At 35.0% G+C, this 14,139-nt stretch carries 15 protein-coding genes; 10 read left to right on the top strand and 5 right to left on the bottom strand.

Translation table 11 applies throughout. The features are described from left to right. The gene (locus tag G5B32_RS02710; RefSeq protein WP_165290019.1) at positions 1-1,050 is read left to right on the top strand and encodes a TerC/Alx family metal homeostasis membrane protein; all 1,050 of its coding nucleotides are present in this window, start codon (positions 1-3) and stop codon (positions 1,048-1,050) included. A gap of 249 nt (positions 1,051-1,299) precedes the next feature. Here the strand turns inward: G5B32_RS02710 and G5B32_RS02705 are convergent, their stop codons facing one another. The 3 genes from G5B32_RS02705 to tpx all read right to left on the bottom strand — a co-directional run bounded on the left by G5B32_RS02705 (position 1,300) and on the right by tpx (position 3,887). Beyond that, positions 1,300-2,241: a hypothetical protein gene (locus G5B32_RS02705; RefSeq protein ID WP_165290018.1), complete on the bottom strand. Its 942-nt coding sequence runs from the start codon at positions 2,239-2,241 to the stop codon at positions 1,300-1,302. Positions 2,242-2,401: 160 nt separating this feature from the next. Beyond that, positions 2,402-3,295: a hypothetical protein gene (locus tag G5B32_RS02700; RefSeq protein ID WP_165290017.1), complete on the bottom strand. Its 894-nt coding sequence runs from the start codon at positions 3,293-3,295 to the stop codon at positions 2,402-2,404. Positions 3,296-3,389: 94 nt separating this feature from the next. Continuing rightward, positions 3,390-3,887 (bottom strand): thiol peroxidase, encoded by a 498-nt coding sequence (gene tpx / locus G5B32_RS02695; RefSeq protein ID WP_165290016.1) that lies wholly within the window; start codon positions 3,885-3,887, stop codon positions 3,390-3,392. 130 nt (positions 3,888-4,017) lie between these two features. Between tpx and G5B32_RS02690 the strand changes: the two genes are divergently transcribed. From G5B32_RS02690 to G5B32_RS02680, 3 genes are all read left to right on the top strand, one after another. Continuing rightward, the gene (locus G5B32_RS02690; protein WP_165290015.1) at positions 4,018-5,238 is read left to right on the top strand and encodes an OmpP1/FadL family transporter; all 1,221 of its coding nucleotides are present in this window, start codon (positions 4,018-4,020) and stop codon (positions 5,236-5,238) included. Between the two features lie 6 nt (positions 5,239-5,244). Further along, complete coding sequence (locus tag G5B32_RS02685) at positions 5,245-6,555, top strand: SGNH/GDSL hydrolase family protein (RefSeq protein WP_165290014.1); 1,311 nt, start codon at positions 5,245-5,247, stop codon at positions 6,553-6,555. An 83-nt stretch (positions 6,556-6,638) separates the two neighbouring features. Next, on the top strand, positions 6,639-7,055 hold the full coding sequence (locus G5B32_RS02680; RefSeq protein WP_165290013.1) for an OsmC family protein: 417 nt from the start codon (positions 6,639-6,641) through the stop codon (positions 7,053-7,055). Positions 7,056-7,068: 13 nt separating this feature from the next. Here G5B32_RS02680 and G5B32_RS02675 read toward each other — a convergent pair whose 3' ends face one another. Next, the gene (locus tag G5B32_RS02675; protein WP_165290012.1) at positions 7,069-8,121 is read right to left on the bottom strand and encodes a DUF2157 domain-containing protein; all 1,053 of its coding nucleotides are present in this window, start codon (positions 8,119-8,121) and stop codon (positions 7,069-7,071) included. 142 nt (positions 8,122-8,263) lie between these two features. Between G5B32_RS02675 and uvrA the strand changes: the two genes are divergently transcribed. Next, positions 8,264-11,107 (top strand): excinuclease ABC subunit UvrA, encoded by a 2,844-nt coding sequence (gene uvrA, locus G5B32_RS02670; RefSeq protein WP_165290011.1) that lies wholly within the window; start codon positions 8,264-8,266, stop codon positions 11,105-11,107. Between the two features lie 39 nt (positions 11,108-11,146). Here the strand turns inward: uvrA and G5B32_RS02665 are convergent, their stop codons facing one another. Beyond that, on the bottom strand, positions 11,147-11,800 hold the full coding sequence (locus G5B32_RS02665) for a helix-turn-helix domain-containing protein (protein ID WP_165290010.1): 654 nt from the start codon (positions 11,798-11,800) through the stop codon (positions 11,147-11,149). A 93-nt stretch (positions 11,801-11,893) separates the two neighbouring features. On the opposite strand from G5B32_RS02665, the gene G5B32_RS02660 reads away from it, so the two are divergent. Genes G5B32_RS02660 through G5B32_RS02640 form a run of 5 tightly spaced genes read left to right on the top strand, consistent with a single transcriptional unit; the run spans position 11,894 to position 14,128 of the window. Next, positions 11,894-12,283, top strand: coding sequence for a YbjN domain-containing protein (locus G5B32_RS02660; protein ID WP_165290009.1), 390 nt, complete (start codon positions 11,894-11,896; stop codon positions 12,281-12,283). 9 nt (positions 12,284-12,292) lie between these two features. After that, positions 12,293-12,985: a PspA/IM30 family protein gene (locus G5B32_RS02655; protein ID WP_165290008.1), complete on the top strand. Its 693-nt coding sequence runs from the start codon at positions 12,293-12,295 to the stop codon at positions 12,983-12,985. Between the two features lie 4 nt (positions 12,986-12,989). After that, positions 12,990-13,241, top strand: a complete 252-nt coding sequence (locus G5B32_RS02650) for a PLDc N-terminal domain-containing protein (protein ID WP_165290007.1) — start codon at positions 12,990-12,992, stop codon at positions 13,239-13,241. Then, entirely contained in the window at positions 13,238-13,432 is a 195-nt protein-coding gene (locus G5B32_RS02645) for a DUF4177 domain-containing protein (RefSeq protein ID WP_165290006.1), read from the top strand. Before G5B32_RS02650 ends, G5B32_RS02645 begins: the two co-directional genes overlap by 4 nt. A 12-nt stretch (positions 13,433-13,444) precedes the next feature. Continuing rightward, positions 13,445-14,128, top strand: coding sequence for an OB-fold-containig protein (locus G5B32_RS02640; protein WP_165290005.1), 684 nt, complete (start codon positions 13,445-13,447; stop codon positions 14,126-14,128). The last annotated feature ends 11 nt before the right edge of the window (positions 14,129-14,139 follow it).

Here is a 14,139-nt window from a genome sequence, read left to right as displayed (position 1 = left end):
ATGAGTCACGAACTAATGTTTTTTGGAGGATTTATAATTTTTATTATCCTCATGCTCGCTATTGATTTAGGATTATTTAGCAAAAATGATAAACCCATCACCTTGAAAGCCGCTGCAATTATGTCCTTAATATGGGTTTTATTTGCACTGGGTTTTGGGGCAATTTTATATTTCTGGGGTAATGAATTGCACAATGTTCATGATCTCGCCCGTCTGAAAGAAGTCGTAGCCAAACATCTTCATGATGTGAAAATAACAGATGATGTAGTTGCGAGTATACAAGCCTATAACAAAAATTTGACGTTAGAATATCTTACAGGATATATTGTCGAGTATGCCCTATCTGTAGATAATATCTTTGTAATGGTGCTCCTATTTTCCTCATTTGGTATTCCAGAAAAATATTACCATAAGGTATTAGTATGGGGTATTATAGGCGCTATTTTGATGCGTTGTATATTTATCTTTGTTGGAGCTGCATTGATAGCTAAGTTTGGATGGATTCTATACGTTTTCGGAGCTTTCCTAGTATACACAGGTATCATGATGTATATCAACCGCAACCAAGAAGAAGAAGTAGATCCTCAGAATCATGCTGTAGTTAAATTCGCATCTAAATATTTCAAAGTAACACATAAACTCGAAAGTGGTAAGTTTTTCGTAATAGAGAATGGGGTGAAATATGTTACTCCTCTATTTTTAGTGTTATTAGTGATTGAGTTTACAGATTTAATTTTTGCTGTGGATTCTATTCCAGCGATTTTCTCCGTTACCAAAGACCCTTATATTGTCTTCTTTTCGAATATTTTTGCTGTATTAGGTTTGCGTTCTATGTTCTTCCTATTAGTAAATATTATAGACAAATTTCACCTTTTAAAGGTCGGATTAGCTTTCTTATTAGTTTTTATTGGCGCAAAAATGTTATTGCATAGCTACCTAAAAGAATGGGGTTTTACGACGTCGCACTCGCTAATTATTATCGTTGCGATCTTAGCTATTAGCGTTATTGCTTCATTGGTATTTCCGAAAAAAGCAAATTACGAATCTTAATAGAAATATAAATATTATACAAAAAGGCTTATGTAATAAAAACATAAGCCTTTTCTTATGTCTTAAGGCCTATAGCAATTTCTTTGTTTCTACATATCTGATGGTACTAATTAGATAAGATATATAAAGGAAAAGAATAGCAGCTGCTGGATATGGTTCGAAACGCAGATAGCCTTAAATAAAATGTCCCTCTCGTATATCAAGAAGGACATTCATATTAATAGTATAATGAAGTCTAAACTCCAAAAATTATTTGAGTACTACACTAGATCTACCCATAATAGCATTATCAGCATAGAGAAGAACCGTATAAGCACCTTTTTTCAATTTCGTCTGATCATTCCATAAGAATGTATATTCTTCTCCATTATTGGTAAAATTTATATGCTCTTTAAAAGTATACTGAAGTTTATCTCCATGAACATAGAATACATCATTACTGGCTGCTATTAAATTTCCTTGTGGGTCTATGACTCTAGCAAACACTTCTTTTCTACCTTTTTTAGCCAGTGGATTATCCACTATAGTAAATTTTATCTGTAATTTATCTGCTTTTTTTGCTCTATTCTCTATTTCCAAAGTTCCATTTTTCTTTTGCTCCACTCCATTAATCACAATATTGGAAACTTTTAGCGAGGAAGCAATCAGAACTTTCTCACTCAATACAGAATTATCGTTCGCCAACTTCTGCACTTTGTTCGTAGTTTCTTTAACTGTACCTTGCAGTTCTACATTCTCTTTTTTCAGTATTTCGTTCTGAAGCTTGAGATCGTCTACCTCCGTTAACAATTTTGATACATTACTTTTAAGTGACTCGAGTTGAGAATTGGCTAACTGAATTTGGCTATCTGAAACGTTGTTTTCTTCTAATGCACGACGTAAATCAGCTATCAATTGACGTGCCTTCAGTTGTTGATCTATTACTTCTTGTGGCAAACCTTGAATATTTTGACGATCGATATTATCCAATTCCGCTTCTATACGATCTATTTCTATTTGAAGTTTTTCCTTTTGAAGTGTTAAAGTATATAGTTTCTCACCTGAAGATTTATATTTTACATAGAAGTACACATTCGTAGCTAACAATGCGATAATAGCCACAATAAAAAAATAAATCTTCGATTTATCTTTATTGCTTTTTATCTCATTGTCCGATTTTGTGCTCGGAATATTTGCTACTTTACCTTCCATAATCCTGCCCCCAAATTAAACATAACTAGTAACATTATTGTATTTATTTTGTTTTTCGTAGATGCGTAATGATAACAAAAACTATTCCAATTTATTAGCTTTTATTTCTTTTTTTAAGCTTTTAACTCACTAAACCAATTTAGTAGGACAAAAGCCTCATTTACATATTGTTATAAATTTTCTTTTTAATTAACCTTTTGATTTTACCTTCTAATTCTGCAGATAAATTTGAATCTAAAGAGTTCAAATTCTGTCCCTTTAACTTTTCAAATAAACTTGAGTCATGTAAATCGTTGATTTTTAATACTGTATTACCCAAGCGTATCTTCTGACTCCCCAGGCCATGGAGTGACAAAATTTCTTCTTCATAATCCACAATAACTCCCCTCTCCTGCTCACCTTTACCGCAGAATTCTAACTCTGCACCCAACACTTCGAAATATATTTTTAAGAGATCTCTAAAAGTAATCCTGTTTGAGAAATTATCAGCATCCGAATTCGAATCAAGAATGTCTTTCACTATTTCATCTATAAACATATTCTTACCACCGACAAACCAAACAATATCTAAGGAATTTACCATCAACCTCTTCTCATTATTTTTAAAAAAAGAATTTAAGTAATCTATTATTTCTTCTATAAATGATAATTCACAATGATGAATTTTATTATAACAAATCTCAATTTGATTTTCAATTGCGAATCGTTTTATACCATGTATAAACTCTGCAAAAAGCGCATTATTCTCTTTAGTATTTGGTACCGTAAATATTGAATTTACACTCTTAAGTGTATTTAAAACATAAAATTTTTTAGAAAATTTTAAATCATTATTAGGTATAATATTGTTTATGCAACCATTTTTAATATCAAGAATTTCTAAATCATTATTACTCGATTGCCTGGTGGAAATTACATCAACTTCAGAGTTTGCCGTATCACCAATAACGGAAACATAATAACCTATAGAAAGCAATTTTTTAGCTAATAGTATACCATCCTTAAGGTAAGGATCAACGAGAATGAAATGTTTGGTAGGTTGATTTTCTAGCATACTGCAATATTATTTATTTTAAATAACATTACATATTGTAATACTAAGGATTTAGCGAAAATATCGCCCAATCCTTAGTAAAATGAGATTATTTTTATAAAACTGCTAATGCAGCTTCATAATTTGGTTCATCAACTATTTCTGAAACTTGCTCATGGTAAATAACTTTACCTGTCTCATCCACCACTACAACCGCTCTACTTAATAATCCTTCCAAAGGACCATCGGTAAAACGAACTCCGTAAGAATCTGAAAATGAGTAGTTTTTATATTCAGATAATGTAATCACATTTTGTAACCCCTCACCAGCGCAAAATCTTCCTTGCGCAAAAGGCAAATCTTTGGAAATACAAAGCACTACCGAATTAGGTAATGACGAAGCAATTTCATTGAATGCACGCACAGACGCAGCACATGTACCTGTATCTATACTTGGAAAAATATTTAAGATAATTCTTTTACCTTCGAAATCTTTTATTGACTTTTGCGACAAATCTGCTGACGTTAATGAAAAGTCTGGAGCTCGTTCTCCTACCTGAGGTAAAGAACCATTTGTACTTACAGGTGTTCCCTTAAATGTAACTTGACTCATGATGTTATATATATTTTGATTGTTAAGTTAATCATTTCAATTAATCAAAAAAAGACAAATAATTATTTTATTTATAAAAAAAAATACTATGTTAGCATACTAAATTCTAATTAAAAAAACCTCACGCAATATGAGAAAATTACTTTTTGCCCTTTTACTGGCAAGTCCAACACTAACGTTTGCTCAGGGTTCCCAAGTGAACACTCAGGGCATAAGAGCGCTAGGAATGTCTGGAGCTGGGTCTGCATTATTTGTTGATGAGACCAGTATCTTCTATAATCCTGGAGCACTCTCAAAAGCAGAAAATAATTCGATTTCGGTCGGTGCTTCTGCTGTCATGTTCAGATCAGCATTTAAAGAAGTAAATAGTGATGTCCAATACAACACTAAATTTCAAATAAGTCCGCCTTTTTCTTTATTCGCGTCTTTTGGCCCTAAGAATAGCTGGTGGAAAGCGGGTATTGGCGTATACACACCGTATGGTGGTGCTGTAGACTGGGGAACAGATTGGCCAGGCAGATTTGAATTAAATCATTTGGCATTGCGTGCTATCTATATTCAACCTACTATCAGTTTTAAATTGACTGAAAACTTCGGTATTGGCGGGGGCTTTGTATACAATGTAGGAACAGTTGACCTTTCGCGTTCACTACCCGTATTTGATCAAAATGGAAATGCAGGACGTGCTGAACTTACTGGAGTTGGAACAGGTATGGGATACAATGTTGGTGTGCACTATAACCTAGAAGATGATTTTGCGGTGTCATTAAGCTACCGATCCCACGTGAGAACAAAATTAGAAGATGGAGATGCTAAATTTACTGTACCAGCAGCTTTGGCTACGTCTTTTCCTGACACCAAATTCTCCGCTGAATTACCATTACCATCATCTTTCAATTTAGGAATAGCATTCCCAGTAGGAGAAAAAATGGACCTAGCTGCGGATGCTACATTAATAGGATACAGTATTTACAAAAAACTGGTTTTCGATTATGAAGATAATACTCCTGTGTTGAGCGACACGGAGCAAACTAAGAAATACGAAAATGCCTTTTCAGGAAAAGTAGGTCTTAATTACAATGCTTCAGAAAATTTAGATTTAAGAATTGGAGCAGGCTATGTCTATACACCTGTTCGCGCTCAATATGTATATGCGGAAACACCAGATAATAACCGTGTAATGGGCTCGGTAGGTTTCACGTACAATCTTTCTGACAAATTTGATCTTTCAGGAGCCTATACTTTCCAGCGTATTATTGAAAGAACCGTTACGAATGTAGAAACTGCATTAAGCGGAACATTTAAAACTAATATACACGCTCCAGGTATTTCTTTAACCTATAAATGGTAATAAACTATGAAAACGTTCAGAAAAAATATAAAACTATACTTCGGGCTTGCTTCCTTAGCTTTAATTGTATCATGTAAACCTGAAATCAGCAATGACTTTGAACCAACACAAAACGGGAATGTTGATTTTTCGAAATATATCTCGATAGGTAATTCATTGACAGCGGGATTTTCAGATGGGGGATTATATTTAGAAGTGCAAAAAACAGCCTTTCCAAATTTAATAGCAGAAAAATTTCGTTCACATGGTGGTGGAGAATTTAACACACCATTTTTCTCGGAAGCACAATCTAATGGCTCTGGCTATATTAGATTAAAAGAATTAGTTAACGGAAATCCCGTAACAGAATCTGTTACCGATAAATTGGCATATACTGGAGCTAATACCTTAGCGAAATACGAAGGTCCCGAAATCCATAACCTTGGTATACCAGGCATGAGAATCGATCATTCGGGAGTAGGACAAGTAAGTGCTGCAAACATGTATTTTAAACGTCTTATTGCAGATAACGAAGTGGGTACAAAGAATTACCAACAGTTTGTTGCGGGAAGAAATCACACCTTCTTTACTTTCTGGTTAGGAAACAATGATGTATTGGGTTATGCTTCGAATGGGGGCTATGAAGATCCTTTAGATCCAACTACCACATACACTTCGGAAGCGGTATTCAAAGCGGTTTATACGAACTTTATTAACCTTTTGACAGATAAAAACCAAAAAGGAGTGTTAGCGACAATTCCTGATGTTACTTCAGTTCCCTTCTTCACAACAGTTACAACAGCAAGAATAGAAGCTGGTGTAAAAGCATCAACAGGTGGAGCTTTTGAGAAAATTTACATTACCACAGCGAATGGTGTTCGTGCTGCTACAAGTGAAGATTTATTTACTTTGCGCTTCCCAACTGATACTTTAGGAAAAGCTGTTGTTTACGGAAATCCAATGACTGCGGGCTATGGCTTAATTCCTCAGAATCCTCTACATGACAAATTTGTGTTAGATAAAGATGAAATTGCTGACATTAAAGCTCGTGTTAATAATTTGAATGCATTTATTAAAAACCTTGCAAAAGACAAAAACTTAGCTGTTGCTGATGTTAATAGCTTATTGACTAAGTTGAAAACTGGAATAAACTATAACGGTGTAGGTGTTAGTTCAGCCTATGTTACAGGTAATGCCTTTTCACTAGATGGTATTCACTTGACTCCAATGGGAAATGCTATTATGGCAAATATGATAATAGAAGCTATAAATTCAAAATATGGCACTAAAGTAGGTAAAGTAGACGCTACGGGATTCCGAGGTGTAAAAATGCCTTAAGTCATAGCTTCGCTAAAAATAAGGGAAAAGGTCGCTTTTACAGCGACCTTTTCTTATTTTAGTAGTATTATAATTTACAAGATATGAAAGTAGCATTACAACGTATAAATAAAGCAGTACATTTCGAAGCTTCAAGTGAATTGTCTTCTGTAAAAGTAAATATTGATGGTTCTGAAGGTATCGGAGGAGAAGGTAAAGGTGTAAGACCAATGGAATTAGTATTGATGGCCTTAGGTTCTTGTAGTGTTTTTGACTTAACTACTATTCTTCAAAAACAACGTCAGGAAATTGAAGAAATTCAAGTAGAAGTGGAAGGAGATCGTAGAGAAGAGATTCCTAATATTTTCACTAAAATCCATATCAACTTCCTGATGAAAGGAAAAATTGATGAACTCAAAGCACAAAAAGCAGCAGAACTAGCTGTTAAAAAGTACTGTTCCGTACATGATATGTTAGCTGCCGGAGGAGTAGACATTACTTACAGCATTAAAATTAATTAACAACAAAGCTCTTCTATTCCGAAGAGCTTTGTTGCTTTTTCCAAATCTTCTCAGACCATCGTCCAACAACCCAAAAAGAAATAGCTAAAATTAAGAAGAAGATAGTTCGGTTTATATTATCCCAAAGATATTCCACGAAACGTGTATATAAATTGATCAAAAAGAATACAAAACCTATATCTCGAATAACAGTATCCTTCCTTTTCAATCCATATAGAGCTAACCCTAATGATAGCGCAATGGCTAGTAATCCCCAATATAAAATTTCGTATTGACGAATTTTTGTCCATGCTTCAAAATCACTGTAATTTCCAAAAATGGATAAACACCACAACGCTATCATCGTGTATAGTAATCCGATAATAATACTTGTAGATTTGAAAGGCTTCAGTGAAGCAAACTTAGGCTGCACAAAGATAGCCGCTGTCGTAAGTATAGCCCCAAAAATGGTAAAGCGTAAAGGATAATTCATTCCCCAAAATTTCCACCCCCAATCACTATGATAGGCTGTTTCAGTTGCAAACCATATTCCCAGAGCGACCAATGTAAAGATCCATATCAATTTGGAACTCAACTTGACAGATAAAACACCGTAAATTAATATCGATAAGAAGAAAAGTATACTGAAAAAATGATTTTCGCGATCCAAGACTTGTCCCAAAAAACCAATACAAGCCGCCGTAGAAAAGGATCCCGCGAGCATTAATGTTTCATTTGAAAAAGTTTTCTCAGGATAACGTTTCTTATTCCGAAAACCTAAGAAGTAAAAAGCGAAAGCTAATCCGGCAAAGAAAAAACAGAATATAACATTAGGCGTATCATAAAACTGCTGAATAAACTTTTCTAAAGCATTATCCGAAAACAAGGAAACCACCGAAAAAATTAAGGAGGCCAACGCAACCCAAAAGGCATAGCGCGCCAAAACTTTCCATTCGAAACTTCGCTCGTCTATAGTAGTTCTTAATTCCTGTACTTTCTGATCATCCAAACTTCCATTCGCTTTCCAAAAGTCTAGGGCTTGGTCCACTATTTCTTTTTCGTGACGACTTAAATCTAATTTTTTCAAGGCTAGCAATTTATACAAGCAACTTACAAAAATTATTCCATCATCATCTAAATATAATATTAGGTAATAACACCTACGCTACACGTATAAAGTCCGCGTAATAATCAGTAACTTTGCAAGTTCGTAAATTTTTAAGCTCAATATGTCAAAAACAAAAGCAGTCGATTTAGGTGATCAAAGTGAAGTAGAAGTATATGGTGCACGTGTACATAATTTAAAAAATATTGATGTTTCCTTTCCGCGAAATGAATTAGTGGTTATTACTGGGCTAAGTGGCTCAGGAAAGTCCTCTTTGGCTTTTGACACGATTTATGCCGAAGGTCAGCGCCGTTATATGGAAACATTTTCGGCCTACAGTAGACAGTTTCTGGGTGGATTGGAAAGACCTGATGTAGATAAAATCTCTGGACTAAGTCCTGTTATTTCTATTGAGCAAAAAACGACTAACAAAAACCCGCGTTCTACCGTAGGGACGATCACCGAGATTTACGACTTTTTACGACTGCTGTATGCGCGTGCGAGTGAAGCTTTTTCATACGCTACAGGTAAGAAAATGCAGCGTATGTCCGAAGAGCAGATTGTAGATCGGATCCTTACTGACTTTAAGGACGAAGGAATCAACATACTAGCTCCTGTGGTCAAAGGCCGTAAAGGACATTACCGCGAGCTTTTCGAACAGATACGCAAACAAGGTTATGCTAAAGTACGTGTAGACGGAGAAGTACTAGATTTAGTACCTAAAATGCAGGTCGACCGCTACAAAATTCACGATATAGAAATTGTCATCGATAGACTGAGAGCTACGGAAGATGATAAAAAACGTTTGTATACTTCGGTATTACAGGCAATGAAAGCTGCTAAAGGGATTATCAAAATTGCAAACCGCGAAAATACCAAAGAACAGTTTTTCAGTAAATATTTAATGGATGCGGAATCGGGTATTTCCTACGATGAACCGCAACCGAACACCTTTTCTTTCAACTCTCCTTATGGAGCCTGCCCTAAATGTGATGGATTAGGATATATTTTCGAGATTGATAAAAATATAGTTATTCCAGACAAAAAATTAAGTATTCAAAAAGGAGCAATTGTTCCTTTAGGCCCACTAAAAGAAAGCTGGAATAGCGCAATTATAAAAGCTGTAGCAAAGAAATTCGAAATTTCATTAACCAACCCGGTTGAAAAGCTGACAGACGAGCAAATTGATTTGATGCTTTTTGGCGCAGAAGAACCTGTAACATTAACGGTGTCTTACGGTTCGTATGGAGCTAGAGAATATAAAGTTTCTTTTTCGGGTATCTTCAAAATGTTGGAAGAACACAACGGCAAATATTCTGATGATGCACCTGCGTTGGAAGAATTCCGTACGCAAGTAGTTTGTCCAACTTGTCATGGTGATAAATTGCGCAAAGAATCCTTACACTTTAAAATTGCAGACAAAAATATTGCAGAATTAGCTGCAATGGATATTTCGGTATTAGCCAAATGGCTCGAAAATATCGAAGATAAAATGGACGAACGCCAAAAGACTATTGCTGTTGAAATCCTTAAAGAAATCAAAACACGCCTTGGGTTTCTGTTGGATGTAGGACTAAATTATCTAACATTGAACCGTTCTTCCAAAACTCTCTCAGGTGGTGAAGCGCAACGTATTCGATTAGCTACACAGATCGGTTCACAATTAGTAAACGTTCTTTATATCTTGGATGAACCAAGTATTGGTTTGCACCAGCGTGATAACGAAAGATTAATTAATTCTTTGAAAAATCTGCGTGATATAGGAAATTCTGTTTTAGTTGTGGAGCACGATAAAGACATGATTTTGCATGCTGATTATGTCATAGACATGGGACCTGCGGCTGGTATAAATGGAGGTACAGTTGTTGCCGAAGGCACACCTAAGCAAATTCTAAAAGCTGATTCTTTGACTGCGGAATATTTGAATGGTAAAAAGGAAGTTGCTATTCCTAAAGAACGTAGAAAAGGAAATGGTCATGTATTATCTCTAAAAGGAGCCAAAGGCAACAACCTTAAAAATGTTTCTGTTGACTTTCCTCTTGGAAAGTTAATCTTAGTAACAGGTGTTTCTGGATCCGGAAAATCCAGTTTGATTACAGGAACTTTGTACCCCATTCTGAATAAACACTTTTTCCGTGCCAAAGCAACACCAATGCCACACAAAAGCATTGAAGGATTAGAGCATATCGACAAAGTGATTGAGATTGACCAAAGTCCTATCGGAAGAACACCACGTTCGAATCCTTCGACTTACACAGGTGTTTTCTCGGATATTAGAACGCTATACGTTCAGCTTCCCGAAGCTAAAATTCGCGGATACAAACCTGGACAGTTCTCTTTCAATGTCAAAGGTGGACGTTGTGAAACTTGTCAAGGTGCAGGAATGAAGATCATTGAAATGAATTTCCTACCGGATGTTCAAGTACCTTGCGAATCATGTAATGGCAAACGCTATACCCGAGAAACGTTGGAAGTGCGCTATAAAGGAAAATCTATTTCAGATGTATTGGACATGAGTATCAATGAAGCGGTAGATTTCTTCGAACATATTCCATCGATTTACCGTAAGATTAAAACTTTGCAAGATGTTGGATTGGGCTATTTGACCTTAGGACAATCGTCCACTACCCTATCTGGTGGTGAAGCACAACGTGTCAAATTAGCAACAGAACTTTCGAAAAAAGATACTGGTAATACATTCTACATTCTTGATGAACCAACAACAGGATTACACTTTGAAGATGTAAACGTATTATTGGGCGTTATCAATCGTTTAGTCGAAAGAGGAAATACAGTATTAATAATTGAACACAACTTGGATGTAATTAAAACAGCCGATTGGATTATTGATATGGGACCAGAAGGTGGCCGTGAAGGTGGAAAATTACTTTTTGCAGGCACTCCAGAAGATTTAATCAAAGTCAAAAACTCCGAAACCGCTCAATTTTTAAAAGAAGAGATGAAATAAAGCAAAAGCTCCATTTGTGATTCAAATGGAGCTTTTTTTTTAAACCCTCGCAAACTTTGCATACAATTTCCAAAAGGACTGCTTATTTTCTTCGTTAAACACAGCTTCCTTCCAATCGTTCAATTTCAGTTTTATTTGCTTATCCGCAATTTCAAACTGTCCGAAGAACAAATCTTCATCTTGCATATAAAAACCGATTTTAGATTCCAATGTATGCAAAATATCGACTTCTACATGTTCGAAAAATAGCACCGCACCTTCTTCAAAAGGAAAATCGATTGGATTAGGAATTAAATCCGAATTTTCCACAGCAAGCATACTATGCTTATTATATACAGGAAAGTAAATATGCGGCAGTTCACTTATATCTACATTGGAAGATTTTTGTAAATATTCTCTATTTATAAAAGGAATATCCGTCAAGTTTTTAACATCCGCTCTGGTTGCTTCTGCTTCAAAATGGTCTTCGAAATTCAAAATTTCATTCACCGTAAGTTGCTGCTCCAACAATTCTGCCACAGGTATGCTAAAATATTTTGCAATCTGCAAAATAACCGAAATTTTAGGTTCGGCTCTAAATTCCTCATACGAAGAAATATTCCCTCTTGTTAAGTTAAATAAATCTGCAAAAGCCTGCTGACTTAGCCCTTTCACCTTTCTTAGCTTCTTAATATTATTTCCAATTTGACTCATTTTCAAAAAAAACGTAAAAATATTTTGCAAAAATATTTTGCATTTATTATCTTTATGCTAACAATATAAGCAAATATATAAATTAATTAGCCAATGAACTTCAAAACTGTTGAAAAATTTATTCTCGATTTGGATTATACCATAATCAGCAAGAATGGGAAAGAAGGTTTTTTTCTCATTGAAAACAATTTTGATGGCATTAAGAATCTGATTGTAGGGGTTACACCGCCGATTATCATTTTCGAACAACATCTATTTTCATTGCATACGGATAATCTGCACATCTTCAAATCTCTATTAATTAAGAATAGGGATATCATTCACGGTGCATTCGCGCTAACAGAAGATGGTAAGCGTGTAATTTTCAGATACACCCTGCAATTGCACAATCTGGATCAAAATGAATTTGATGCGGCTATTAATTCACTTTCGCTATTGCTGAGTGAGTATAACAAACAATTAATACAATTTTCAAAACAATAACATACCGTGATGAATATTTTCAAAAGACTTTTAAAAATAGGACAAGCTGAGATTCATGCTTTGGTTGACAAAATGGAAAACCCTATTCATTTAATTGAAAAAGGAATAGAAGAAATGAAGGAGCAGCTTTCGGAATTGACCGAAGCTTATATTTCAAACAGAGCACAGCTTATTAGAAGTGAAAATCTAGCTAAAAACAAATTGGCTGATGCTGGAACGTATGAAGAAAAGGCTTTGCTACTCTTGCAAAAAGCACAAAAGGAAGAGATAGAGGCTAAAAAAGCTGATCAGCTTGCACTGGAAGCACTTAGTATCAAGAAAAAATTGACAGAAGAGGCTGCAGAAATTTCAACAGAAAGTATAGTATATACAGATAAAATAAATTTGATCAATAATAAAATTGATGTATTAAAGTTCAATATCTCAAAATGGGAGAAAGAGCTAGCCACTTTGAAAGCTAAACAACGCATAAATCATGCTTCCGAATTCGCAAACAAGCAAATGGCAAACATTGACAACAACAGCACCATTGAACTTTTGGAAAAGATGAAATCCAAAATAGAACAACAGGAAGCGTACAATGATGCTTTTGAGGAACATACCCAGCAAAAAGCAGAACAAGAAATTGACTATTTGCTAAAGAGAGCTGACACACCTAAAGATGAATTGGAAGAATTAAAACGGAAACTCAATAATACATAACACAATGGAAAATTTATTATTCATAAATCTGGGAACTGCTGAAATTTTTATTCTAATCGTTATGGGATTTTTCACCTTGCTTCCTTTGATTTTCGCTATTGGCGCATTGTGGGATTTGCAAAAAAGAGATTTTACGTACAAAAGCACAGATAAAGTGTTGATTATACTTCTGATTCTTTTTGCACCCTTCATTGGAACATTAGTTTACATCTTATTAATACGAAATAATTATCCACCAAAAATCAGAATGACATGAAACGATTTGAATATAAAACATTAAAGATTGAGCCTAAGGGCTTTTGGGGTACAAAATTGGACGCTGATGAAATTGACAAAGTCCTCAATGAGTTAGGAAGACAAGGATGGGAACTGGTCAGCATGCAAGACCTTTCTGTGAGCGGCAGTTCATGGACATTCCATTATACTTTCAAAAGAGAAACCATTTAACAAATAAAAGCTATGACAGAAGTAATCAACATTTTATTCCATCCACTGCCAAATGCAATAATGACGCTTTTGACAGGCTTGTCGCTTGTATATTGGCTATTTACCATGCTATTGGGCGATGGTTTTGATTTTGGCGATGCAGATGTCGATGTAGATTTTGAGGGAGCTGACATTCAAGATGTTGAAAGTGATACAGATTTGAATGCAGAAGGGGAAGCAGAACCATCTTTTTTATCGAAAGCAATGGACTTTATCAATGTAGGTAAAGCACCTTTTATGGTGATTGTTACCTTATTCAAATTCATTGGCTGGATGATTACCATTGCTTCTTCCCTACTTTTTCAGTTAGGCAATTATGGTTGGAAATCGGTTTTTATCCTTATACCAATTTTTGTTTTGACATATTTCCTGATGCATTATGTGACGATTCCCGTTACCAAACTTTACCAAAAGGTAGGTTATACTGGCGAAGAAGCACATGAATTTTTAGGACGAATAGGCACCATGCGTTCGACGATAAAAGGAGAAAAATTAGGTTCAGCAGAAATTATTATCCAGAATGATGTGATCCGGTTGAATGTCAAAAGTGTGGATGGCAAGGAAATCCAGTATGGTGATGAAGTCCTTATTGTGAATGAAACGCAAGACAAGAAATACTATTACGTACAAAAGAATATTAACCTCAACAACTTTTAAAAAATATAAAA

The sequence above is a fragment of the Sphingobacterium sp. SGL-16 genome, assembly GCF_011043515.1.
In the GTDB taxonomy this organism is placed as follows: Bacteria; Bacteroidota; Bacteroidia; order Sphingobacteriales; family Sphingobacteriaceae; genus Sphingobacterium; species Sphingobacterium litopenaei.
The sequence above is the reverse complement of the archived record's forward strand: the minus strand, read 5'-3'. Positions and strand labels throughout refer to the sequence as shown.

Bases quoted from the DNA above. Each gene is read 5' to 3' on its own strand.
- G5B32_RS02710 (WP_165290019.1), top strand. From the start codon at position 1: ATGAGTCACGAACTAATGTTTTTTGGAGGATTTATAATTTTTATTATC.
- G5B32_RS02705 (WP_165290018.1), bottom strand. From the start codon at position 2,241: ATGGAAGGTAAAGTAGCAAATATTCCGAGCACAAAATCGGACAATGAG.
- G5B32_RS02700 (WP_165290017.1), bottom strand. From the start codon at position 3,295: ATGCTAGAAAATCAACCTACCAAACATTTCATTCTCGTTGATCCTTAC.
- tpx (WP_165290016.1), bottom strand. From the start codon at position 3,887: ATGAGTCAAGTTACATTTAAGGGAACACCTGTAAGTACAAATGGTTCT.
- G5B32_RS02690 (WP_165290015.1), top strand. From the start codon at position 4,018: ATGAGAAAATTACTTTTTGCCCTTTTACTGGCAAGTCCAACACTAACG.
- G5B32_RS02685 (WP_165290014.1), top strand. From the start codon at position 5,245: ATGAAAACGTTCAGAAAAAATATAAAACTATACTTCGGGCTTGCTTCC.
- G5B32_RS02680 (WP_165290013.1), top strand. From the start codon at position 6,639: ATGAAAGTAGCATTACAACGTATAAATAAAGCAGTACATTTCGAAGCT.
- uvrA (WP_165290011.1), top strand. From the start codon at position 8,264: ATGTCAAAAACAAAAGCAGTCGATTTAGGTGATCAAAGTGAAGTAGAA.
- G5B32_RS02665 (WP_165290010.1), bottom strand. From the start codon at position 11,800: ATGAGTCAAATTGGAAATAATATTAAGAAGCTAAGAAAGGTGAAAGGG.
- G5B32_RS02660 (WP_165290009.1), top strand. From the start codon at position 11,894: ATGAACTTCAAAACTGTTGAAAAATTTATTCTCGATTTGGATTATACC.
- G5B32_RS02655 (WP_165290008.1), top strand. From the start codon at position 12,293: ATGAATATTTTCAAAAGACTTTTAAAAATAGGACAAGCTGAGATTCAT.
- G5B32_RS02650 (WP_165290007.1), top strand. From the start codon at position 12,990: ATGGAAAATTTATTATTCATAAATCTGGGAACTGCTGAAATTTTTATT.
- G5B32_RS02645 (WP_165290006.1), top strand. From the start codon at position 13,238: ATGAAACGATTTGAATATAAAACATTAAAGATTGAGCCTAAGGGCTTT.
- G5B32_RS02640 (WP_165290005.1), top strand. From the start codon at position 13,445: ATGACAGAAGTAATCAACATTTTATTCCATCCACTGCCAAATGCAATA.